At 61.1% G+C, this 22537-nt stretch carries 20 protein-coding genes; 4 read left to right on the forward strand and 16 right to left on the reverse strand.

All coding sequences use genetic code 11. The features are described from left to right. The first annotated feature begins 18 nt into the window (after positions 1-18). The 3 genes from MWU53_RS05495 to rsmA are packed head-to-tail and all read left to right on the forward strand — an operon-like array spanning position 19 to position 3145. Positions 19-1311, forward strand: coding sequence for a peptidylprolyl isomerase (locus MWU53_RS05495; RefSeq protein WP_247091238.1), 1293 nt, complete (start codon positions 19-21; stop codon positions 1309-1311). Next, positions 1308-2312 carry a 4-hydroxythreonine-4-phosphate dehydrogenase PdxA gene (pdxA, locus tag MWU53_RS05500; protein ID WP_247091239.1) on the forward strand — a complete coding sequence of 335 codons (1005 nt, stop codon included), beginning with the start codon at positions 1308-1310 and terminating at the stop codon, positions 2310-2312. The genes MWU53_RS05495 and pdxA overlap by 4 nt, the downstream gene beginning before the upstream one ends. After that, positions 2309-3145 (forward strand): 16S rRNA (adenine(1518)-N(6)/adenine(1519)-N(6))-dimethyltransferase RsmA, encoded by an 837-nt coding sequence (rsmA, locus tag MWU53_RS05505; RefSeq protein ID WP_247091240.1) that lies wholly within the window; start codon positions 2309-2311, stop codon positions 3143-3145. The genes pdxA and rsmA overlap by 4 nt, the downstream gene beginning before the upstream one ends. Before the next feature lie 103 nt (positions 3146-3248). Here the strand turns inward: rsmA and MWU53_RS05510 are convergent, their stop codons facing one another. Then, complete coding sequence (locus MWU53_RS05510; protein ID WP_247091774.1) at positions 3249-4835, reverse strand: chloride channel protein; 1587 nt, start codon at positions 4833-4835, stop codon at positions 3249-3251. Positions 4836-5013: 178 nt separating this feature from the next. Here MWU53_RS05510 and MWU53_RS05515 point away from each other — a divergent pair, with 178 nt between their 5' ends. Further along, a complete protein-coding gene (locus MWU53_RS05515) occupies positions 5014-6390 on the forward strand; it encodes an FAD-linked oxidase C-terminal domain-containing protein (protein WP_247091241.1) in 1377 nt (458 codons plus the stop codon). A 2-nt stretch (positions 6391-6392) separates the two neighbouring features. Here MWU53_RS05515 and recN read toward each other — a convergent pair whose 3' ends face one another. The 15 genes from recN to ftsW form a co-directional block, all read right to left on the reverse strand. Next, positions 6393-8045: a DNA repair protein RecN gene (gene recN, locus MWU53_RS05520; protein WP_247091243.1), complete on the reverse strand. Its 1653-nt coding sequence runs from the start codon at positions 8043-8045 to the stop codon at positions 6393-6395. A 60-nt stretch (positions 8046-8105) separates the two neighbouring features. After that, a complete protein-coding gene (locus MWU53_RS05525; RefSeq protein ID WP_247091245.1) occupies positions 8106-9074 on the reverse strand; it encodes an outer membrane protein assembly factor BamD in 969 nt (322 codons plus the stop codon). Between the two features lie 161 nt (positions 9075-9235). Further along, positions 9236-10156: a UDP-3-O-acyl-N-acetylglucosamine deacetylase gene (gene lpxC, locus MWU53_RS05530; RefSeq protein ID WP_247091248.1), complete on the reverse strand. Its 921-nt coding sequence runs from the start codon at positions 10154-10156 to the stop codon at positions 9236-9238. 374 nt (positions 10157-10530) lie between these two features. Beyond that, positions 10531-12192 carry a cell division protein FtsZ gene (ftsZ, locus tag MWU53_RS05535; protein WP_247091250.1) on the reverse strand — a complete coding sequence of 554 codons (1662 nt, stop codon included), beginning with the start codon at positions 12190-12192 and terminating at the stop codon, positions 10531-10533. A gap of 230 nt (positions 12193-12422) precedes the next feature. After that, on the reverse strand, positions 12423-13757 hold the full coding sequence (gene ftsA / locus MWU53_RS05540; protein WP_247091252.1) for a cell division protein FtsA: 1335 nt from the start codon (positions 13755-13757) through the stop codon (positions 12423-12425). Continuing rightward, a complete protein-coding gene (locus MWU53_RS05545; protein WP_247091776.1) occupies positions 13754-14647 on the reverse strand; it encodes a cell division protein FtsQ/DivIB in 894 nt (297 codons plus the stop codon). The genes ftsA and MWU53_RS05545 overlap by 4 nt, the downstream gene beginning before the upstream one ends. Then, positions 14644-15558, reverse strand: coding sequence for a D-alanine--D-alanine ligase (locus MWU53_RS05550; protein WP_247091254.1), 915 nt, complete (start codon positions 15556-15558; stop codon positions 14644-14646). Before MWU53_RS05550 ends, MWU53_RS05545 begins: the two co-directional genes overlap by 4 nt. 212 nt (positions 15559-15770) lie before the next feature. Further along, on the reverse strand, positions 15771-16703 hold the full coding sequence (gene murB, locus MWU53_RS05555; protein WP_247091256.1) for a UDP-N-acetylmuramate dehydrogenase: 933 nt from the start codon (positions 16701-16703) through the stop codon (positions 15771-15773). A gap of 3 nt (positions 16704-16706) precedes the next feature. Next, positions 16707-16946: a DUF2484 family protein gene (locus tag MWU53_RS05560; RefSeq protein ID WP_247091257.1), complete on the reverse strand. Its 240-nt coding sequence runs from the start codon at positions 16944-16946 to the stop codon at positions 16707-16709. Then, positions 16943-17182, reverse strand: coding sequence for a DUF2484 family protein (locus MWU53_RS05565; protein ID WP_247091258.1), 240 nt, complete (start codon positions 17180-17182; stop codon positions 16943-16945). Before MWU53_RS05565 ends, MWU53_RS05560 begins: the two co-directional genes overlap by 4 nt. After that, complete coding sequence (locus MWU53_RS05570; RefSeq protein ID WP_247091259.1) at positions 17179-18372, reverse strand: APC family permease; 1194 nt, start codon at positions 18370-18372, stop codon at positions 17179-17181. Before MWU53_RS05570 ends, MWU53_RS05565 begins: the two co-directional genes overlap by 4 nt. Then, positions 18369-18710 (reverse strand): hypothetical protein, encoded by a 342-nt coding sequence (locus tag MWU53_RS05575; protein ID WP_247091260.1) that lies wholly within the window; start codon positions 18708-18710, stop codon positions 18369-18371. The genes MWU53_RS05570 and MWU53_RS05575 overlap by 4 nt, the downstream gene beginning before the upstream one ends. Further along, on the reverse strand, positions 18677-20074 hold the full coding sequence (murC, locus tag MWU53_RS05580; RefSeq protein WP_247091261.1) for a UDP-N-acetylmuramate--L-alanine ligase: 1398 nt from the start codon (positions 20072-20074) through the stop codon (positions 18677-18679). The genes MWU53_RS05575 and murC overlap by 34 nt, the downstream gene beginning before the upstream one ends. A 24-nt stretch (positions 20075-20098) precedes the next feature. Beyond that, positions 20099-21196 carry an undecaprenyldiphospho-muramoylpentapeptide beta-N-acetylglucosaminyltransferase gene (murG, locus tag MWU53_RS05585; RefSeq protein ID WP_247091263.1) on the reverse strand — a complete coding sequence of 366 codons (1098 nt, stop codon included), beginning with the start codon at positions 21194-21196 and terminating at the stop codon, positions 20099-20101. Further along, positions 21193-22362 (reverse strand): putative lipid II flippase FtsW, encoded by a 1170-nt coding sequence (gene ftsW / locus MWU53_RS05590; protein WP_247091265.1) that lies wholly within the window; start codon positions 22360-22362, stop codon positions 21193-21195. Before ftsW ends, murG begins: the two co-directional genes overlap by 4 nt. Positions 22363-22537 lie beyond the last annotated feature (175 nt).

A 22537-nucleotide genomic window follows, 5' to 3' on the forward strand; every position in this document is an offset into this window, starting at 1 on the left:
CGATACAGGAAAATACCGATGGGATTTCTTAGCCAATCTAAAGCGCACCAGACATTGCGCAATTCGACCGCGTCGGCATGGACCTGTGCGGCTTCCGGCCTGGTCTTCGGTCTGATTTCTATGGCCGGATTGGGCGTGGAGCCTGCGCATGCACAAAACATTTTCGCGCCCGTGGCCAAGATCAATGACAGCGTGATTACCTCGTACCAGCTGTCACAGCGCATGGCATTTCTAACCGTGTTACGTGCGCCAGGAAACCTGCGCGAGCTGGCACTGAAACAGCTGACCGACGAAGCCTTGCAACGTCAGGCCGCTGATGCCGCTGACGTATCTGTCACAGCCGAGGAAGTGCTGGCCGGCATGACCGAGTTCACAGGCCGTTTCAATCTGAAGGTAGAGGATTTCAACAAGATCATCGCTCAGGCCGACGTCGCCCCGGAAACCTTCCGAGACTTCGTTGCCAACGGTCTGGCGTGGCGCGCGTTTGTGCGTAAACGCTGGCAGGGGCGCATCCGGGTCACCGAGGACGAAATTGACCGCCAGCTGTCGCTGACCGCACCAGGTCAAAACGTCCGCGTCTTGCTGTCCGAGATCGTGTTGCCCGCCGAAAACCCCGAGGCCGTGCAGGACGCCAACGCGCGCGCTGCGCAGCTGTCGGAAATCACGACGTTGGGTGCTTTTGCAACACAAGCACGTCAGTCGTCCGTGTCGCAGTCAGCCGGTCGTTCAGGGCGCTTGAACTGGATGGACCTGTCGGATTTGCCCCCCGCGGTTGCTGCGCAGGTCGTCGCACTGGAACCCGGCCACGTGACCGACCCGGTTCCGGTTCAGAACGGCGTCGCCGTCTTCCAGCTGCGCGCTATTGAAGAGGTTGACCGCCCCACACCTGCAGATGTCAAAGTTGACTATGCGGCCCTGATGATTCCGGGCGGGCGCAGCGCCCAAGCGCTGGCGCAGGCCGCTGAGATCCACGCCAAAACGGACAGCTGCAACGATCTATTCGGCCTGTTCCCCGGATCGACCGAAGCGCAAATTCAACGCGAGTCCGTACCTGTTGGCGAACTGCCCACCCGCTATGCGGTTGAGTTGGCCCAGCTTGATGAAGGCGAAGCATCGACCGCGCTGACCTCGTCCGATGGTCAAAACCTAGTCTATCTGATGCTGTGTTCGCGCAGCCGCGAACTGCCTGAAGATGTCAGCCGTGACCAGTTGAAGGTTCGCCTGCAAAACCAGCGTTTGCAGGCCTTCTCGGTCGCGTATCTGGAAGAACTGCGCGCCGCCGCGTTTATCGAGGAATTTAACGCGCAATGACCGCTGACAACAGCGCGTCCGGCCCTGTCCCGCCCGTGGCTTTGACCATGGGCGAACCCGCGGGTGTCGGACCCGAGATCGCCGCCAAGGCCTTTGCAGCGCTGCAAGGGGACGTGCCGTTCTTTCTGATTGGCGACCCGCGCCACCTGCCTGAAGGTGTCGCCTTCACGAAAATCGACCATCCTGCCGGGGCGCATGGCGCCATGTCCCTGCCGGTGTTTCCGCATGATTTCCAATCCCCCCGCGTACCCGGCGCTGCCCAGCCCGAACACGCGCAAGCTGTGATCGATGTCATCGCCCGCGCAGTAGGGTTGACCCAGCAGGGCGAGGCGCTTGCGGTCTGCACCAACCCGATCAACAAGAAAGCGTTGAAGGACGGGGCGGGTTTCCCTTTCCCGGGCCACACCGAATACCTGTCGCATCTGGCCAGCGACGCCGATGTTGTGATGATGTTGGCCTGTGACGAACTTCGCGTTGTCCCTGCTACAATCCATATCGCCCTGTCCGAGGTGCCCGCTGCACTGACCCGCGAAACGCTGGAACAGGTCATCCGCACCACCCACGCCGCCCTGATCCGCGATTTCGGTCACGCCGCGCCGCGCATCGCCGTCGCGGGTCTGAACCCCCATGCGGGTGAAGGCGGCGCGATGGGGATGGACGAGATCGACTTGATTACGCCCCTGCTGAATGATCTACGTGCCGAGGGGCTGGATCTGCTGGGGCCCCTGCCCGCCGACACCATGTTCCACGCCAGCGCCCGCGCGGGCTATGACGCGGCGGTCTGCATGTATCACGACCAAGCGCTGATCCCGATCAAGACGATCGACTTTGCCGGCGGCGTCAACGTCACCTTGGGCCTGCCCTTCGTGCGCACCTCGCCCGACCATGGCACCGCCTATGACATCGCGGGCACCGGCACTGCGGACGCGACATCTTTGATCAACGCCCTGCGCATGGCCCACCAAATGGGCCTTGCCCGCCGACAGGAGAGCACATCATGAGCCAGATCGACGGGCTTCCCCCCCTACGCGAGGTGATCAATACTCACGGATTGGTCGCGAAGAAGTCTCTGGGCCAGAACTTTCTTCTGGATCTGAACCTGACCGCCAAGATCGCCCGGATGGCGGGGGATCTGTCGGGATGCGATGTGCTGGAAGTCGGCCCCGGCCCCGGTGGCTTGACCCGAGGTCTTTTGGTCGAGGGCGCACGCAAAGTGCTGGCGGTCGAAAAAGACAGCCGCGCCATGGCGCCCCTTGCCGAAATCGCCGCCGCCTATCCGGGACGGCTTGAAGTGGTGAATGCCGACGCGTTGGAATTGGACCCTCTGGAACATCTGACGCCGCCCATTCGCATCGTCGCCAACCTACCCTACAACGTGGGCACCGAGCTGCTGGTGCGGTGGCTGACGCCCCCCAGCTGGCCCCCTGCCTGGTCCAGCCTGACCCTGATGTTCCAAAAAGAAGTGGCCGAGCGCATCGTCGCCCAGCCGGGATCAAAGAAGTACGGGCGTCTGGCCGTTCTGGCCCAATGGCGCACCACCCCGCGCGTGGTGATGGAACTGCCCCCTGAGGCCTTCACACCACCGCCGAAAATCCACTCGGCCGTGGTGCATCTGGACGCCCTGCCCGCTCCGCGCTTCGAGGCCGATGCAAGCAAGTTACAAGCCGTGGTCGCCAAAGCCTTCGGGCAACGGCGCAAGATGCTGCGCGCCTCGCTAAAGGGCTTGCATCCCGAGATCGAGGACGTCCTGACCTCGGTCGGGATCAAGCCAACTTCGCGCGCGGAAGAAATTGACGTGGAAGGATTCTGTGCGTTGTCGCGGGCGTTGGGGTAAAGGCGTTCGGTGGCTCACATCGTGAGCCTGTAAGGGGCGCTGCCCCTCTGCGCTACGCGCATTCACCCCGGGATATTTCTGGCAAGAAAATACGCAAGCCGGGTCAGGAGTGTTCCTCGGCCGCAGTTTCTGCAAGCGCGCGGTTGAAGGCTTTCAGCGCATCGACATGGAAGATGGCGCCCCATAGCTCGGGCGGGTCGCCTTCCCCGCCGAGAGTAACGACCGGGATAAAGCGCTCGCTTGTGGCTTCAAACATCGGCATAACGACTTCCAGCGTCGTGTTGCCGTCCACGTAGATGCCTGCTTCGATCAATTCCCAGCAATGTTCCTCGCCTGCCGCGCGCGTATGGTTCCGATCACGCATCACCTGAGCCACGCGCACCGTGGACAAGAGGTAAGCTTGCGGTCCCGCGGCAAGGTGGATGTTGCGGCGCTCGAGCTGGGTCAAGAAGAAGCTGCGATCGACCAGCTGGCTGGCCAGCGCGGTCGACAGGGACACGGCAGACATCACGGCAATCCCGGTCTGCCAGTCTCCGGTCAATTCGAACACGATCATTGTGGTGGAAATCGGCGCCCCCAACACGGCCGCCGCAACCGCGCCCATGCCAGCAAGGGCATAAAGGGTTTCGGACCCTGAGACTTCCGGGAAGATCGCCGTGGCAATAATCCCGAAGGCCAGCCCGGTCAAAGCCCCCACCATCAGGGCTGGGGAGAACACCCCGCCCCCCATGCGCCCAGCCATCGTAATGGCCACGGCGGCGACCTTCACCGCCACGAACAAAATTGCGACACCGGCCGTCAGACTGCCCGTCAGCGCCGCCGAGGTCGTTTCATAGCCAACGCCGATGATATGCGGGAAGAAGATCGCGATGGCCCCCAGCAGAAACCCCGACACCGCGGGACGCAATATACGCGGCAGGCGCAGGCGATCCTGTACGGTATTGCCCAAATCCTCGGCCCAGAAAATCGAGCGCATCAGAATCACGGCAACAATGCCCGAGACAAGCCCAAGGATCAGGAATGCGGGTAGCTCGATATAGAAGGCCAGCGTGCCTTCTGCAGGCAGCACGAATTCGGTCACGCCGCCATATTCAAGGCGGTTGATCACGGTGCCTGACACGGCGGCGATGGCGATGGGCGCGAAGGCGTGGACGGCGAAGTGGCGCAGCACGACTTCAAGCGCAAACAGGGCACCGGCGATGGGCGCATTGAAGCTGGCAGAAACCGCGCCCGCCACCGCGCAGCCCAGCAGGTCGCGCCCGGTGATGCCGTTGGCGTTGATCCGGGCAGATATCCAGCTAGAGATCACCGCGGCTAGGTGGACGACGGGACCCTCGCGGCCGGATGACCCCCCCGTGGACAGCGTGACAAGAGAGGCCAGCGCAGATCCCAGGCCGGCACGCTTTTCAACCCGGCCTTCCCATAGGGCCGCGCCCTCGATCACATCGGCCACCGCGCGCACGCGGCCATCATGGGTGAACCAGTTCAGGATCAACCCGACTACCAAACCACCAAACGTGGGCAGAAGCAAAATCCAATACCACGGCAGCGTTTCGGCAAAGCTGTGAAGATGTGCAAGGTCATCGGTCCCATAAAGCGTCGCCTGCAAAACCTCGATGCTTTTACGAAACCCAAGCGCCGCTGCGCCTGAGGCCACACCAATAACCAGTGCGATCAGCCAGAACTGCATCTGACTGGGTCCCTTTTCAACCAACACACGCCATGCCTCACGCGTTTTACCGCCCAGAACCCGGATGCGCTCGCCCAATATGAATTTTATCTGTTTTATCATTGCGCTGCGCGTGTAGAACCCTTCCAATGGTCCTTCATTTACCATAAGTTGTTCCGGTTTCTCAGGGGAGGATGGGATGGCCATCGACACCGCGTTCACCGAGCTTTCGTCATTTCTAGGCGATCGTATCAGCCGGTCCAAGCCTGTTCTGGATCAACATGGCGGGTCAGAGACTCATTTTCGCCCTGCACCGCCGGATATTGTGGTCTGGCCCGAGAATACCAATGAAGTCAGCCGGATTCTGCAAGTCTGCAGCCAGACCGGAATGCCAGTGATCCCGTTCGGGGCCGGAACGTCATTAGAGGGGCATACAAGCGCCACCAAGGGTGGTGTGTGTTTGGACATGACGCGGATGAATCAGGTGCTGTCGCAAGATCCGGGCGACATGATTGCAGTAGTGCAGCCGGGGCTGACTCGCGAAGAGCTTAACCATGAACTGCGCACGCTTGGCGTGTTCTTCCCGGTGGATCCAGGCGCCAACGCGACGTTGGGGGGGATGGCTGCCACGCGCGCCTCCGGCACGACAACTGTGCGCTATGGGTCGATGCGCCAGAACGTTCTGGGGCTGACTGTGGTGCTGGCCGATGGGCGGGTAATCCACACCGGGTCACGCGCGGCGAAATCTTCGTCCGGCTATGATCTGACAGCGCTGTTTCTGGGGTCCGAAGGCACACTGGGCATCATCACCGAGCTGACCCTGCGCCTGCATGGCCAACCCGAGGAAATCCGCGCCGGGATCTGTGCCTTTCCCAACATGGCCTCAGCCGTTGGGGCCGTGCAGCAGGTCATCCAGATGGGGCTTGCTGTGGCGCGGATTGAATTCGTGGACGAGGCGACCGCCCGCGCATTCAACCAATATGCCGGGACCGAGATGGATGAATGCCCGCATCTACTGGTCGAGTTTCACGGCAGCCGCAATACCGTCCAGGAAGACAGCGACATTTTCCGCGAGATTGCGCGCGATTTTGGCGCAACGGGCTATGAGCACGCGACCAAGACCGAAGATCGCAACGCGCTGTGGAAGATCCGCCATCACGCCTTTTATGCTGTGCAAAGTCTGCGCCCGGGTGCGCGCGCGCTGGTCACGGATATCTGCGTGCCGATTTCTCAATTGGCGCAGGCCGTTGAAGAGACCCGCGCGGATATTGAGGCTTCGACCATTCCCGGCCCCATTCTGGGCCATGTCGGAGATGGCAATTTCCACGCCATCCTGCTGATTGATCCCGATAGCCCCGCTGAAATGGCCGAGGCCAAATCCCTTGCCGAACGGATGAGCCTGAGAGCGTTGAAATATGAGGGCACTATTACCGGGGAACATGGGGTGGGCATGGGCAAGCTGCACCTGATGAAAGAGGAACATGGGGACGGCTGGGCGCTGATGGGCGACATCAAGACGGCGCTCGATCCAAAGAACATCCTGAACCCCGGCAAGCTGGTTCCTCCGCGCAACTAAGCTTAACCCGCCAGCAACTCTTTTGCGGCAGCCTTGGCGGCATCGGTGATCGTATCGCCCGAGATCATCCGAGCAATCTCGTCCACGCGCTGATCAGACGACAAGTGTGACACGGTGGACAGTGTCACACCGTCTGTGACCGATTTGCTGACCCGCCAGTGATGCCCGCCAAGAGCGGCCACTTGCGGGCTGTGGGTCACGACCAGCACTTGCCCGGCCGACGCCAGATCGGCCAAACGTCGGCCAACTGCATCAGCGGTTGCCCCACCCACGCCGCGGTCAATCTCGTCAAAGATCATGGTCAGTCCGGTTGCGTCGCGCGTCAGGCAGACTTTCAGGGCCAACAGGAACCGACTAAGTTCCCCGCCCGAGGCGATTTTGTTCAGCGGCCCCGAGGGCGCGCCGGGGTTCGTGGCGACCGTGAAAGTAACCGCATCCACGCCATCTGGACCTGGCTCTGCCGCCGTGATGTCCGTCGTAAAAACAGCGCGTTCCATCTTGAGCGGAGCAAGTTCTGCCCCCATCGCCTGATCCAACCGAATTGCAGCGCCCTGACGTGCCTTGGACAGCGCTTGGGCCGCCTTGTCATACTGCGCACGCGCGTCGGCCAAAGCAGTCTCTAGCCCCGCGATTTCGTCCGCGCCTGCGTCTAAAGCGGCCAGTCGTCCGCGCAGGTCTTCGGCAAACACGCCCAACTCGTCCGGGGTTGTCTGATGCTTCCGCGCCATCGCGCGAATGGCGAAAAGGCGCTCTTCTACCTGCTCCAGCTCATGTGGATTGAAAGACAGGCTGTCGATCGCGGCTTCCACGCCCGATACGGCTTCACCCAGTTCATCCAATGCCCTGCCCAAGGCGGCAATGGGCGCGTCGAGCGTGTCGCCGGCCTGCTCTGCCGCGCCTTCCAGCCAACGCAAAGCGTCGCCCAGGCGCGCCTCGGCCCCCTCGCCGGTGCCAAGCGCCTGATGCGCGCGCGAGATGTCTTCCCCGATCCGCTCGGCCCCTTGCATCAGGCGGCGGCGCGCGTCCAGTTCTGCATCTTCTCCGGGCTGCGGGTCTAGGCTGTCCAGTTCGTCGACCGCATGGCGCAGGAACTCTTCCTCGGCCTTTGCAGCCTCGATCCGTACCCGTGCTTCATCCAGAGACTTGGCGGCCTGCGCGACGGACCGCCATGCGGTTCTCACCCCGTCAACAGAACCTCCCAATCCGGCGAATTCATCCAGAAGCAGTCGGTGGACGCGCGGATTCAGAAGTCCCTTGTCGTCCTGCTGACCATGCAGCTCGACCAAGCTGTCGGACAAAGCGCGTAGCACCTCGCCACTGGCGCGGCGATCATTGACCCACGCGGTCTTGCGGCCGTCCGACCGGTTGATCCGGCGCAGCACAAGCTCGTCCGCTACGGGGATCCCGGCCTCTTCCAATACAGCACGGGCGGGATGTTCACTGGGCAGATCGAACTCGGCGACAACCTCGCCTTGATCGGCACCTGCGCGGACCAGATCAGCGCGCCCGCGCCAGCCCAGCACAAATCCCAGACTGTCCAGAAGAATGGATTTACCGGCCCCGGTTTCGCCGGTCAGCACGTTCAAGCCCGGCTGAAACTCAAGTTCCAACCGGTCGATGATCAGCATATCCCGAATGTCCAGAGACCGTAGCATCCTAAGCCCCGTCAGCGCTTTGCCCGAGAACCGTCCGGCGGGCCATGTGGCCCCACCCGATCAGAGCCATTCGCCCTTGATCATCTGACGATAAACCTGACGCAGCCAGCTGTTGCCCTTGGCTTCCGGCTTCAACCCGCGGTCGGTCAGCAGACGATAGCTGTCTTCATACCAGTCGGTCGACTGGAAGTTGTGCCCCAGGATCGCGCCCGCGGTTTGGGCCTCGCTCTCCAGACCCAGCGACAGATACGCTTCGACCAAGCGGTGCAAGGCTTCGGCCACATGGGTGGTGGTCTGGAACTGCTCAACCACGATGCGGAACCGGTTGATCGAGGCCGAATAGTGCTTGCGCTTCAGGTAATAGCGCCCGATTTCCATTTCCTTGGCCGCCAAATGATCAAAGGCCAGGTCAAATTTCAGAATCGCGGACTTGGCGTATTCGCTGTCGGGGTAGCGTTCGATCACGGCACGCAAGGCTTGAAGCGCTTGATAGGTCAGACCCTGATCACGCCCGATCAGATCAATCTGGTCATAATAGCTGATGGCCAGAATATACTGCGCATAGGCCGCATCTTCGTCCCCCGGATAGGTGTCGATATAGCGCTGTGCCGTAGAGCGGGCCAGTTCGTATTCTTTGTCTTTGTGGTGCGAAAACGCCTGCATGATCAGCGCGCGCTTGGCCCATTCCGAATAGGGGTAAAGGCGCTCGACCTCGCCAAACCATTTTGCCGCTTTGTCAGGGTCGCCACGCTCAAGATCATATTCGCCGCGCTTGAAGATCTCTTCTGCGCTCCACTGATCGATCGGGCGTTTTTCAATGCGAGAGCCAAAGATACCACCGCCCGAGCCGTCGCCCCCGAATCCCGAGCTGCCGCCCAGACTTCCGAATCCCAAGCTGCCAGAACCACCGCCGCAGCCTGTCAAAACCAAGCCGGATACCAGTGCAATACTAACGGATTTGCCCAATTTCACGCGGATCATAACCGGTGCTACCCCAACTGTTTTCTGCCGATAGAATAATTCCGACATCTTCCAGCGAGTCCTAGCACAGAAATTTTGAAGGCAAAATGGTTTGCACACCAAAATTCAGCGATGTTGGAAGAGTTTATCCGAAACCTGCAATGTTTGATCGTTGTTCCAATGGCAATACCGCTGGCATTGCCGGGTCGCATGATCTCCAGATGGCCAGATCAGGCCGTCATCGGCAGATCAGAGCGGCACACGCCCACACCAGGCAGCTTGCCTGCGTCCTGACCATCGCATTCCACCAGACGCCACGCACCGGGGGTGTCAAACAGGGTGCGCAGCAGCTTGTTGGTCATGGCGTGACCGGCACGGTGACCGATATAGCGGGCACGCAGCGGCGCCCCAGCCAAAGCCAGATCGCCCAGTGCATCCAGCATTTTATGACGCACGGCTTCGTCCGCGCGCCGCAAACCACCCGGGGACAGAACCCGATCGCCGTCAACAACGACGGCGTTCTCGTAGGTGCCACCAAGGGCAAGCCCTGCTTCGTGCATCGCGTCCACATCTGCCTGACGGCAAAAGGTACGGCAATCCGACAGCTCGCGCACGAAATTGCCGTTGGACATGTCCAGGCTCATCTCTTGCGTGCCGATGGCGGCGTCAGGGAATGAAATATGGAAATCGATCTGGAACCCATCCGACGGCTCCAACCGCGCCCAGGCGTCGCCATCGCGATATTCCACGGGCTCAAGCACTTCGATCACACGCACGGGTGCAGCCAGCTCGCGTTGTCCGGCCTTGATCAGCCCATCCACGAACCGCGCCGCGCTGCCGTCCATGATCGGCACTTCGGGGCCATCGATCTCGATCAGAGCATTATGAATTCCGCAGCCTGCAAGGGCCGCCATGATGTGTTCGATGGTGCGGACTTCAACACCTGCCTCGTTGCGGATCACTGTGCACAAAGGCGACGGCACGCCCGAGGCCCAATGCACCGAAATCAGATTATCCCGATCGTCGACATCTGTGCGTTTGAACCAGATGCCATATTCGGCCGATGCAGGCTGAACCTTCATGCGAACCGGGCGGCCGGAATGCAATCCGGTACCGTTAAAACTGACTGTGCTGGCTACAGTGGTTTGCACGTGGCGCCTCTTTCGTTGCCTCTGATCGGGTGCGTCGCAATCGCGTACGACCGGTGGCAATGTGGGTAGACCTCTGGGAAGTTAATCACAATTCAAACCTCTGTAACGGTTTGTAACATGACCTGTAACCTGCGCGAAAAACCGCGCACACCCCTCGAAACCACGGCAAGCATTTGTATTTATTATTATTTTTCATACCTGCACTTCCCAGACCACCACAGTTTAGCAGCAACGAAAACAGGCGGTATTTCGCAAATGAAACATAAACGAAGATTAACACGCCGCCCAAACCAATCCGGACCAACCGCATTCACAACGAAAAAACCGCCACACATTTCTGCGCAGCGGTTTGATTTCTAGGGGTTTTAACCGGCTCAGTTGGCCTGACGGCGCAGGAACGCTGGGATCTCGACCTTGTCTTGCTCGGGGTCAGCGGCAGGTGCCTGATGCTGCACGGGCTGCTCGCTTTGTACCGGAGGCTGCGAGCGGACAGTGCCATCGGCAGCGCCCGAACCGGTCATACGGTTGATCAGCGAGTTAATTCCGAAGCGGGCTTTCTCCTGCGGAGCCGCGGTGGGCTGTGCGGGTGCGGCCGATTGCATCGGCTGACCAGCGCGCGGCTGGTTCTGCACGGCGGCCTGCAGGCGTGCCATTGCCTCGGGCGACGGGGTGCCAGGTGCGGCCGGTTTCGGGGCCACGAACTGTGCCACTGCGGGTTCCTCGACAAAGCGGGGATCCACGGCTTCTTCTTCGCGTGCCTGATAGACCGGCGGCGGCACATCGCCCCCTGCGGTTTCTGCAGGGAAGCTGTTGTCGTATGCGGTCTCTGCCGGAGCGGCAACTTCTGCGGGCTGTTCCATGTCACCAAAGAGCGACGGTTCTGCAGGAGCTTCCGCAACCTCTTCCGTCATCGGAGCAGGTGCTTCGGCATGTACCGGGGCTGCGTCGATTTCAGCGGCAGCGGCTACGGCAGCAGGGGCTTCTGCTTCCATCTTCTGCTCAACCTCGATCGGCGACTGCAAAGGTTGGGCCAGCGTACGACGCGGGACCGGGATGTCCAACGGAACCTCTGCGGCATCAATGCCAGTGGCCACAACGGACACGCGCATTGCGCCTTCAAGGCTGTCATCCAGCGTCGAACCAACGATGATGTTGGCCTCGGGATCCACTTCCTCGCGAATGCGGTTGGCTGCTTCGTCCAGTTCGAACAGGGTCAGGTCGTATCCGCCGGTGATGTTGATCAATACACCTTTCGCGCCACGCAGGCTGATTTCGTCCAAGAGCGGGTTGGCGATGGCTTTCTCAGCTGCTTGAACCGCACGATCTTCGCCGGTGCTTTCGCCGGTGCCCATCATCGCTTTGCCCATCTCGTCCATCACGGCGCGAACGTCAGCAAAGTCGAGGTTGATCAGGCCGGGGCGAACCATCAGGTCCGTCACGCCCTTAACACCTTGATACAGAACGTCATCTGCCATCGAGAACGCCTCGGTGAAGGTCGTCTTTTCGTTGGCCAGACGGAACAGGTTCTGGTTCGGAATGATGATCAGCGTGTCGACCATTTTCTGCAGGGCTTCGACACCGTCTTCCGCCTGCTTCATGCGCTTGGCGCCTTCGAACTGGAAGGGTTTGGTGACAACACCTACGGTCAGCACGCCCAGTTCACGGGCGGCCTGCGCGATGATCGGGGCTGCGCCGGTGCCGGTGCCGCCGCCCATACCGGCGGTGATGAAGCACATATGTGCGCCCGCCAGATGGTCTACGATCTGTTCAATGCTTTCTTCAGCCGCTGCAGCACCCACCGTGGCACGGGCACCTGCGCCCAGACCTTCGGTGACCTTTACACCCATCTGGATGCGGTCCGCTGCGCGCGAGTGCTGAAGCGCCTGCGCGTCTGTGTTTGCAACTACAAATTCTACGCCCTCGAGTTCCTTCTCGATCATGTTGTTGACGGCGTTGCCACCAGCACCGCCTACGCCAAACACCGTGATACGAGGTTTCAACTCTTCCTGACCGGGCATGGTAAGGTTCAAAGTCATGATTTTTCCGCCTGTATAGGTCTGTGCCGCTTCGATGTGCCCCGAAGGCGGCTGATATGTTGTTATCCCGACTGAATCGCCGGTAACTGCCTCTTTTTTTCCATATTACCTCAAAACTGCATGGTTCGTCACGCCCTAAACAGGTGTTTCACCGCAAAATATTGAGGAAATATGAAGGTTTTAAGCAGGATTTCGCCGAAGACACAGCATGTTGCGGTGCGGCGTGAGTCTCACCAATTGTCCTTGAACCACTTGAACGCCCGGCGGAAACTGCGCGCCGGATAGTTCTCGGCCGGCATTTCGAAATCCCACCATTCGTCCTGTGGGTGAGCCGCGAAAAGGCACAAGCCCACGGCCGAGGCAAAGCCCGGTCCGGTCGCCGCCTGCGGCAAGCCCTGCACCCGAAGCGGGCGACCAAGGCGCACATTCTGACCCAGAATTTTCGGGGCCAGACTGTCCAAACCCGGGATCTGGCTGCCGCCCCCCGTCAGGACGATGGACTGGCTGGGCAGATGGTCGAACCCGGCAGCATCAAGGCGCATCCGCACCTCTTCCAGAATTTCTTCGACGCGTGGGCGCATGATGCCGATCAACTCGGCCCGGCTGACGGTGCGCCGGTCATGCTCCCAATCGCCGGTGTCTCCGCCGATCTCAATCATCTCGCGGTCATCCATTCCGGTGGCGATAACGCCGCCATAGAAGGACTTGATCCGCTCGGCGGTTGCCAAGGGCACATGAAGCCCCTTCGAGATATCCGAGGTCACATGATCCCCGCCCAACCGAACGCTATCGGCGAAAATCATGTGCTTTTTCATAAAGATAGAGATGCCAGTTGAACCACCTCCGAGGTCGATGCAGGCGGCGCCAAGCTCTTGCTCATCCTCGACCAGTGCCGAAATGCCGGACACATAGGCCGAACTTGCCAGCCCCGCGACCTCAAGATCGCAACGCTTGATACAGTACAGAAGGTTCTGAATAACGGCTGAATCCACGGTCAGCACATGCATGTCCACCGCCAGACGGTTGCCGATCTGTCCACGCGGATCTCCCAGACCCGAGCGGTGATCCAATGCAAAGTTCACCGGCTGCGCGTGCAGCACCTCGCGCCCATCGCCGATGTCGGGCATGTCGCAGGAGGCCAACACGCGGGCCACGTCGTCTTCGGTCACGGCGCGCCCATCCAGATCCACCGCCCCATCCAAACCATAGCTGCGCGGGTTCGCGCCCGCGAAACAGGCAATCACATGGTCAACACGCAGGTTCGCCATCTTCTGCGCGGCCTGCACTGCAGTGCGGATGGCGCGCTCGGTCTCGGCCATGGCGTCGATCTCGCCAAAGCGGACCCCGCGCGACCGGGTCGTTGCGGCGCCGATCACGCGAAAGGCGCTTTGCCCTGCCAAGGACCCTACCCCATCGCTGTCGCGAAACTGGTCCGGCCCATCAAAGCGCAGGACCAGACAGCCCACTTTGGCGCTGCCGATATCCAGAATGGCAATCACACCGCGTTGCATGGCGGCTTCGCGCATGGCCCGCATGGCGCGTTGCTGGCTGTAAATATCGGTCATTGGGAAACCTCTTCAATCTGAACCCCTTTGATGCGGCGCAGCTCGTCCATGGCGGTGGCGCCAAGACGCAGCGTGGGACGCTGGGGATTTCTCATATCAATCACGCTTAGATCGCGGCCAAACAGGTCTTGCGCCTGATGCAGGGCAATCACTTGCTCCAATGCGGCCACGGGATTTTCGGCAGGCAGCTGAATGCGCTGGTCGCTTTTAAGAACCACATCCCACCGGCGCTCGCCCACGCGAATCAATCCACGAAGCTCGCCACGTAGGGGGGCTGCTGTATCAAGAATGGCGCGCGCTTCGGGGACAGCCTCGGCAGCGCCCTTCCCGGTGATCAGCGGCAGATCAGATCGCGCTGCACGATCCAGCAGGCTGGCCACGCGATGACCGCCGGCGTCCAGCATGTCGATCACACCGCTATGGCGCCACAGGATCACCGGCTGGCGTTCGGTCAAGGCCACTTCCAGCACACCACCCGGACGGATGCGCAGATCGGCATCCTCGATCACGTCCAGTTTCATGATCTCGGCACGCATACGCTCAAGATCCAGATCGAAGCTGGAGATCGGGAAATCGATGGGCAGGATTTGACGTACGGCGCTGTCGACGACAGGCGTTGCCCCTTCAACGGCCATCAGCTTGACCATGAACTCAGGCCGTTCCTGAACCGAGCGTTTCACGTTGGTCAGCTTCTCGCCGATCGCATAGCGGTTCGTCGGGTTGGACAGGTACCAGCCCGTCGCCATCAGGATCGCAAAGACCGGCAGGCCCACGCGCAGGAAGGCGCGGAAGACCGGGGTCAGCCACAGGCGATGCGCCTTGTAAGCGAGGCGCGAGGGTGCCGGGTCGCGGCGCTGTGCGTCTGGCTTGTTTTGCTGAGGCGCAGTCATCGGTTGCACGATGCGTCCTCCACCATCCACGCGCAGAACGCACCGAAGCTCATCCCCTGATGCGCGCCCTGTTCGGGTGCCAAAGAGGTCGGCGTCATGCCCGGCTGCGTGTTGGTTTCCAAAATGATCAGCCCGTCCAGACCGCGGGATTCGTCCCAGCGGAAATCAGTGCGGCTGACACCTCGACAGCCAAGTGCGGTGTGTGCACGCAGGGCATAATCCAGACAGGCGGCTTCGATCTCGGCGGGGATGTTGGCGGGGATTTCGTGGCGCGAACCGCCTTCTGCGTATTTCGCGTCATAGTCATACCAGCCGTCGGTGATGATGTCGGTCACGCCAAGCGCGCGGTCGCCCATCACGGTGGTCGTCAACTCGCGCCCCGGCGCATAGGTTTCCACCATCACGGTTTCGGGCATGGTCGGCGCCAGTTTTGGGGGCGTGTTCGCGCCCTCTTGCACGATGTAAATCCCGACCGAGCTGCCTTCGTTGTAAGGCTTCACCACATAGGGCGGCTCCATCACGTGACGGGCCTGAACCTCGTCCTTGTCGGCCAGAATACTGGCCACCACGGGAAGACCTGCGGCGCGGAAGGTGTCCTTGGCGCGCTCTTTGTCCATCGCAAGCGAGGATGCCAACACGCCCGAATGGGTGTAAGGGATTTGCAGCCATTCCAGCAGGCCTTGCACGCAGCCATCTTCGCCCCAACGGCCATGCAGCGCGTTAAACACGACGTCCGGTGCTTCAGCTTTCAAACGTTCGGCCAGATCGGGGCCCGCGTCGATTTTCACGACCTCAAAGCCCTCGCCCGAAAGCGCTTTGGCGCATTCCTCGCCCGAGCTGAGCGACACTTCGCGCTCGGCCGATGGACCGCCCATCAAAACGACTACTTTGCTGACGGATGAACCCGACATGCCTGTAATGCCTCGTACCCGGCCGCACTGCGACCCAAATGCTCTGCCGTTTCCGGCGCCAATCCCGTGTAACCACGGTGTCTGTCATGAGGCGTACCGCCCCGAACCGAGATATCGCGCAGTTTTCTGCGTCTGTTTTTCGGTTTTCAGGGCCTGCCCGACCCCTCAATTTCCGACCTTTTTGGCCGTCATTTCCGCGTGTTACGCCCGGTTTATTCTGCCACCGGTTCGCCTACGCGCTTGATTTCCCATTGTAGCTCTATGCCACTGTGTTCGTAAACCTTTTTTCTGACCTCTTCGCCCAGTCCTTCAAGGTCGGCAGCGGTGGCATCACCGGTGTTGGTCAGGAAGTTCGAATGCATCTGGTTCATCTGCGCCCCGCCCCGTGTCGCGCCGCGCATTCCGGCCTCGTCAATCACCTTCCAGGCTTTCAATTCGTGGCTGTCATCCGCCCGCCCCGTGGAGCTGAAGCCCGCCGGATTGCGGAAGGTAGACCCGGCTGTGCGGTCCCTGGTGGGCTGGGTTTCATCGCGCTTGGCGAGCTGGGCCTCCATCCGCGCGGAAAGCTCCTCGGAATCGCCCACTGGGCCTTTCAGAACGGCTTGGGTCACCACCCAACCGTCAGGCAGTTCGCTTTGGCGGTATTGAAACTGCAGGTCATCAGCGGTCAGCGTCACGCGTTCGCCGGCCCGCGTAAGCGCGGTGGCAGATTGAAAAACATCTGCAATATAAGAGCCATAGCAGCCGGCGTTCATGCGAACCGCGCCGCCGATTGCCCCCGGAATAGTGCGCAGGAAGGTTAGGTCCACGCCCTCAGCAGCGGCTTTCTTGGCGACCTGAGCGTCCAGCGCGGCCACACCTGCCGTCACGGTTTGGCCGTCAATCTCGACCCCGTTAAAGCCCCGCCCCATGCGGATCACAACGCCCCGGATGCCGCCATCACGCACGATCAGGTTCGAGCCGACACCCATCGGAAAAACCGGGATATCTGCGTCCAGTTCAGACAGGAAATGCGCCAGATCGTCTTCGTCAGCGGGCATGAACAGCCAGTCGGCCGGGCCACCCACGCGCAGCCAAGTCAGCCCGGCAAGTTCCTTGTCGGCCATCAAGCTACCGCGAATGGTGATCTGATCAGGACGGGCCATGTCTTACCTCTTCTTCAGCCAGCGGGTCAGGTAGATTACTGGCCAGCGCAGGATCGACATCGCGCCCAGCAAGACCAGCAGCCCCACCCACGGGCCGTTCTCGTACATCACGTACCCCAATAGCGGAATGCCCACGGCGATCAAGACGTAAGCCACCCGCCAATGGTGATCCTTTGACGGCGTCAACGCGATCACCTGCGCGACAACCGCCCACAGGCAGGCGAGGATCAGCGACAGCGTCATATGCGTCCGGTCCATTTCCGGGCGAAGTACCACAAAGGGCGGCGGAACATCGACAGGAAGGCGGCCAGCCCCAATGCGGCCCAGACCCAGCCATGGGTGGCGCCGATCCACAAGACCAGAAACGGTGCCGAGATCAGCAAGACGATCCCCGGCGGGAACTGCAGTCGCATCGGCAACAGCGCGACGATCGTGGCCGCGATGGCCCAGAGGGCACCGGCGATCAACGACGGGCTCAATGTGTGGCTCCGGTCAGGAAAGATGCGGCCAACGCCGTCAGGGCTCCGATCAGGCCCAGCCACGGCACCCAGACGGCTGTCCTGAACGGAGCTTTGGGCGCTTTCCGTTTTAACGCGATCAACGCGATGTTCACGACAGCGAACACGATCAACAATACGGTCGACGTTACAGCTGCAAGTTCAGAAACAGGCAAGGCCAGCGCTGCCCCGATCACCCCTGCCCCCAGCAGCACCGTTGCCAGAACGGGCGTGCCAAACCGGGGATGGGCGCGATAGAAGATCGACAGAAGCTTTTCGCGCCGCCCAAGGCCGAATAACACGCGTGCGGCCATCACGATCTGCGCCAACACGCCGTTCAGCGCTGCAATCACGGCGATACCCCCAAGAATGGCTGGCGAGGCCGAGAGGCTGCTTTCCCAGACCAAAACCAAAGGCCGGCCCGAGCTTGCCAGCGCATCCACCGGCACCGCACGGACTGCGGCGTAAGACACCAGCGCGTAGAGCAATGTTGTGATCACCAAGGCAATCAGAATTGCGCGGGGGACAGTGTGCGTGGGGTCTTTGGCTTCTTCCGCCATGTTCACCATGTCTTCAAAGCCTATGAAGGCGAAGAACGCCAAGGCAGCGGCCCCTGCCACTCCGGGCCAGTAGATCTCGGGCAATTCAGTTAGCAGGGCAACGGGCGGCGCGGTGAACCCGGCATAGACCACGGCGATCAGGCCCAGCACCTCGACCACCGTGAAGATGGCGGCCAGTGACAGGCTTTCCAACACGCCAATAAGCGCGACGAGGGTCAGGGCAACGCCGATGCCAATGATGGCCCATGCGCTTGGGATATCGACCAAAGCCGTCAGATACCCAACGCCCCCCCGCAGAACCGCAGCTGCGGATACAGTACCCGCCAGCACAATCGCCAGACCGATCAGCACCGCCAGAACGTGGCTGTTCAGGCCTTTCTCGACATACGCTGCCTCGCCCGAGGCTTCGGGGATGCGTGAGCTGAGTTCCGCATAGCTGAGCGCCGACGGTGCGGCGATTAGGCCCGCCAGAAGAAATGCCAACGGCGCCCAGATCCCGGCCTCGGCCGCCACGGCGCCCACCAGCACATAGATCCCCGCCCCGACCATGACACCGACGCCATACATGGTCAGAAGACCGAGGCCGAGACGACGATCTAGGTGTTCAGTCATCTGGGCTTCTCTTTCCCGCGTACATAGGCAACGTACAGCACCACGCAAAGCGCAATTCCCATAGCCCAGAGGTGTTGAATAACCAAGCCGAATACGGCCCAAGGTGGACTGAACATCCTGTAGCCGAAGACCAAATTCAACATGTCATTCAACAGCCAAACTCCGATCACAACAAGAGGGATCAACAGGACCGCTCTCAGAATGAATCCACGCCAGGTCAATCGCGCGACAAAATAGATGTTCAGCCAGGGTCCGAGGATCAGTATCCAGAATAACAATTCTTGGAGGAACCACCGCATCGAACCTACCCCAAGCGCGACGGCAAGTTGTTCGCCCATGCGCTGATCGTACCGGCGCCCAGGCAGACCACCATGTCGCCCGGTTGGGTGTGCTCTTTCACCAGCGCTGTCAGGGCGTCTTCGCTTTCGACCGCCATGGCGTGGCGATGGCCGTGACGGACCAGACCTGCAACCAGATCATCGCGCGAGGCGCCCTCGATCGGGTCTTCTCCGGCGGCAAAAACTTCTGCAATACCAACAACATCCGCCTCATTGAAGCAAGCGCAGAACTCTTCAAACAGGCTATGCAGGCGGGAATAACGGTGGGGTTGATGGACAGCGATCACGCGGCCCTCGCTCGCTTGGCGGGCGGCTTTCAGGACGGCGGCGATTTCGACCGGGTGGTGGCCGTAGTCGTCGATGATGGTGACGCCGTTTACCTCGCCCACTTTGGTGAAGCGACGGTTCACGCCGCCAAAGCTGGCAAGCGCCGTGCGGATCTCGTCGCGCTTCATCCCCAGATGGCGCGAGACAGCGACGGCAGCCAACGCGTTCGAGACGTTGTGGTCCCCCGGCATCGGCAGCGTGCAGCCTTCGATCTTGGTGCCTTCCTGATGAAGCTCGATGTCGAAATGCGCAACGCCCGCCTTATAAGTCAGGTTCACAGCGCGCACGTCCGCCTGCGCGTTGAAGCCATAGGTCACGACGCGGCGGTCGGTGACTTTGCCGACCAGCGCCTGCACCTCAGGGTGGTCGGTGCAGCACACAGCCAGCCCGTAGAACGGGATGTTCGAGACGAAATCGAGGAAGCCCTGGCGCAGCGTATCAAAGTCGCCCCAATGCTCCATATGCTCGGGGTCGATATTGGTCACGATGGCGATGGTTGCGGGCAGACGGTTGAAGGTGCCGTCGCTTTCATCCGCTTCAACGACCATCCATTCGCCCTGCCCCATCCGCGCGTTGGATCCATAGGCGTGGATGATGCCGCCATTGATCACGGTCGGGTCGATATGCCCATGCACCAGCAGTTCGGCCACCATGGTGGTGGTGGTGGTTTTGCCATGCGTGCCCGCGACGGCGATGTTCGATTTCAGGCGCATGAGTTCGGCCAGCATCTCGGCCCGGCGCACAACGGGAAGACCCCGAGCGCGGGCGGTGTCGAGTTCCGGGTTGCCCGGTTTGATCGCCGACGAGATCACGACGACCTCGGCATTCTCAAGGTTCTCGGCACGCTGTCCGATGAAAATCTCAGCCCCAAGCCCCTTCAAGCGGTCGGTGATCTTGGTCTCTTTCAGATCCGATCCCTGCACCTGATAGCCATGATTCAGCAGCACCTCGGCGATGCCCGACATGCCAATCCCGCCAATGCCCACAAAGTGGATCTTGCCCATTTCGGTGGGAAGCTTGGTGGCTGCTGCGTTCATCTATCTACCTTTCGAATTCATTACTTAGGCCTGCGCGGCCAGATCTTCGACCAGCGCGACCAGCGCGTCCGTAGCATCGGGGCGACCATGGGCCAGTGCGGCGCGGGCCATCTGTTCGGCCCCCTCGGAGTTTTCCAGCACCAGCGCGACCTGTTCGGCGAGGCTATCCGGCGTCAGCATGCTTTCGGGCAGCAGGATCGCAGCGCCCGCATCCACCAGCCCCCGCGCATTGGCGGTCTGGTGATCATCCGTCGCGGTGGGCAGCGGGATCAGGATCGACGGGCGGCCAATGACCGAGATATCCGCGACGGACGAGGCCCCGGCCCGGCTGATCACCAGTTGCGCCTCGGACATCCGGCGGGGGATGTCGTTGAAGAAGCTTTGTACATCGGCGCGGATGCCGTGTTCGGCGTAGAACGCACTCACGCGATCAATGTCTTCCTCACGCGCCTGATGGCTGACCGAGACGTGGCGGCGCAGATGTTCCGGCAGGCTGGCCAAGGCGGCTGGCACATGGTCGGACAGCGCCCGCGCACCTTGCGAGCCGCCGATCACAAGGACCGACATGGGATAGTCACCCGGCGCGATATAGCCCGCGCCCTGACGTGCCATGACAGCGCCGCGGACGGGATTGCCGGTATAGACGCCCTCGACACCTTCGGGTAGGTCGGTGGGCCATGTGCCGCAGGCCACGCGGCTCACGCGGGTGGAAAAGATCGTATTCACACGCCCCAACACGCCGTTCTGTTCGTGGATCATCCGGGGAAGGTTCAAAAGCTTAGCAGCCCCCAATGCGGGGATTGACGGATAGCCGCCAAAGCCCACAACGGCTTTGGGACGGTCACGGCGCATCTTCATGACAGCGCCCAACACACCTACCCCAATGCGGAACGGCACGATTGCTTTCGCCAATATGCCGCCGCGCTGGAAGGTGGCCGACGAGACTTGTTCGATCTCGACCACATGGGGGAAACCACCCGTATAGCGCGCGCCGCGCGCGTCGGTTGACAGCTTCACCCGCCAGCCTTTGCGCAGCATCGCCTCTGCCAAGGCCTGCGCGGGAAACATGTGGCCGCCGGTCCCCCCGGCAGCAATCACAAGAAGCGGTTGGTCTGTCGTCATCTGCCCTGCCTGTTTGCAAATACATCCTGCATCCGGCCCTGCGGCCGCGTGCGGGTAAAGGCCAAAAGCATGCCAAGTGCAATACCCCCAGCGATCAAAGACGAGCCGCCATAGCTGACGAACGGCAAGGTCATGCCTTTCGCGGGCAGAAGACGTACCGCCACGCCCATGTTGATCAGTGCCTGCACGCCAAACATGGCGGCAAGGCCCGAACCAGCCAGACGGATAAACGTGTTCCGCTCGCGGATCAGACGCAGGAAGCTGCGCACCACGATGGTGGCGTAAAGCGCGATGATGATCAGGACCAGAAGCAAGCCGTACTCCTCGGCCGCGACGGCAATGATGAAATCGGTATGCGCGTCGGGCAGAGACCACTTCACCTGCCCCTCGCCCACGCCAACGCCAAAGAAACCGCCCTCGCGGATGGCGTTGGTGGCGTATCCCAGCTGAGTGGTCGGATCGACTTCGGGGTTCAGGAAGCCATCAATCCGGCGCGCAAAGTGTTGTGAGTTGTGATAGGCGAAGGTGCCGCCCAGCACGACCAGCCCGGCCGCGCCGACCAAAAGCATAATGGGCGCGCCTGCTAGGAAGTACATCACGCCCCAGCCAAACAGGATCAGGGCCGATTGGCCAAAGTCCGGCTGCATCGCCAGAAACAGCACGATCACCGTGACCAGCCCTGCAGACATGGCGCGTCCGGGCGGGCCGTTGATCTCTTGACTGGCCGCCATCAGCCACGCGGCGACGACCACAAAGCCCGGCTTCAGAAACTCAGACGGCTGGACCGAGGCGAAACCGAAGGAATACCAACGCGTGGCGCCCTTGCCGAAATCCGTGCCCAACACCGGCAGCAGCATCACAGCCACCATCGCCACGACAAACCCAAGCACGCCCAGACGGCGCACCATCTGCGGGGTCATCATGGTGAAGGCAAACATGGTGATCAGGGCCATGACCCCAAAGACCAACTGGCGTTCGACATAGTGGAAATAGCCCAGTCCATTGCGCTCGGCCAAGGGGGGCGAGGCCGCCAGCCCCAGAAGAATGCCGATGCCGAAAAGGATCAGGATGCACGAGACCGACCACTTGTCGATCGTGCGCCACCAACGAGGAAGAATGGGATCGCCGCTTTGTGCGGGGACCGCGCCATACACCATCTCAGTCATGAATAACCGCCTGCAATTTGCCTGTACCGCTCGTTATATCCGACCCATCCCTTTGCGGGTTTTTGGTGCCGGTGTCTGTGCCTTTGCCTATGACCCCGTCTTGTGCGAGGTCTTGCGGCAAGAATAAGCGAGTTTCGCCAATATTTCCAGTGAATTTACACGAGCCAGAAAGCCC

The sequence above is a fragment of the Aliiroseovarius sp. S1123 genome, assembly GCF_023015885.1.
GTDB lineage: Bacteria > Pseudomonadota > Alphaproteobacteria > Rhodobacterales > Rhodobacteraceae > Aliiroseovarius.

Excerpts from the sequence above, each read along its gene's own strand:
- MWU53_RS05495 (WP_247091238.1), top strand. The coding sequence starts at position 19 with ATGGGATTTCTTAGCCAATCTAAAGCGCACCAGACATTGCGCAATTCG.
- pdxA (WP_247091239.1), top strand. The coding sequence starts at position 1,308 with ATGACCGCTGACAACAGCGCGTCCGGCCCTGTCCCGCCCGTGGCTTTG.
- rsmA (WP_247091240.1), top strand. The coding sequence starts at position 2,309 with ATGAGCCAGATCGACGGGCTTCCCCCCCTACGCGAGGTGATCAATACT.
- MWU53_RS05510 (WP_247091774.1), bottom strand. The coding sequence starts at position 4,835 with ATGCAGTTCTGGCTGATCGCACTGGTTATTGGTGTGGCCTCAGGCGCA.
- MWU53_RS05515 (WP_247091241.1), top strand. The coding sequence starts at position 5,014 with ATGGCCATCGACACCGCGTTCACCGAGCTTTCGTCATTTCTAGGCGAT.
- recN (WP_247091243.1), bottom strand. The coding sequence starts at position 8,045 with ATGCTACGGTCTCTGGACATTCGGGATATGCTGATCATCGACCGGTTG.
- MWU53_RS05525 (WP_247091245.1), bottom strand. The coding sequence starts at position 9,074 with ATGTCGGAATTATTCTATCGGCAGAAAACAGTTGGGGTAGCACCGGTT.
- ftsZ (WP_247091250.1), bottom strand. The coding sequence starts at position 12,192 with ATGACTTTGAACCTTACCATGCCCGGTCAGGAAGAGTTGAAACCTCGT.
- ftsA (WP_247091252.1), bottom strand. The coding sequence starts at position 13,757 with ATGACCGATATTTACAGCCAGCAACGCGCCATGCGGGCCATGCGCGAA.
- MWU53_RS05545 (WP_247091776.1), bottom strand. The coding sequence starts at position 14,647 with ATGACTGCGCCTCAGCAAAACAAGCCAGACGCACAGCGCCGCGACCCG.
- MWU53_RS05550 (WP_247091254.1), bottom strand. The coding sequence starts at position 15,558 with ATGTCGGGTTCATCCGTCAGCAAAGTAGTCGTTTTGATGGGCGGTCCA.
- murB (WP_247091256.1), bottom strand. The coding sequence starts at position 16,703 with ATGGCCCGTCCTGATCAGATCACCATTCGCGGTAGCTTGATGGCCGAC.
- MWU53_RS05560 (WP_247091257.1), bottom strand. The coding sequence starts at position 16,946 with ATGACGCTGTCGCTGATCCTCGCCTGCCTGTGGGCGGTTGTCGCGCAG.
- MWU53_RS05570 (WP_247091259.1), bottom strand. The coding sequence starts at position 18,372 with ATGACTGAACACCTAGATCGTCGTCTCGGCCTCGGTCTTCTGACCATG.
- MWU53_RS05575 (WP_247091260.1), bottom strand. The coding sequence starts at position 18,710 with ATGGGCGAACAACTTGCCGTCGCGCTTGGGGTAGGTTCGATGCGGTGG.
- murC (WP_247091261.1), bottom strand. The coding sequence starts at position 20,074 with ATGAACGCAGCAGCCACCAAGCTTCCCACCGAAATGGGCAAGATCCAC.
- murG (WP_247091263.1), bottom strand. The coding sequence starts at position 21,196 with ATGACGACAGACCAACCGCTTCTTGTGATTGCTGCCGGGGGGACCGGC.
- ftsW (WP_247091265.1), bottom strand. The coding sequence starts at position 22,362 with ATGACTGAGATGGTGTATGGCGCGGTCCCCGCACAAAGCGGCGATCCC.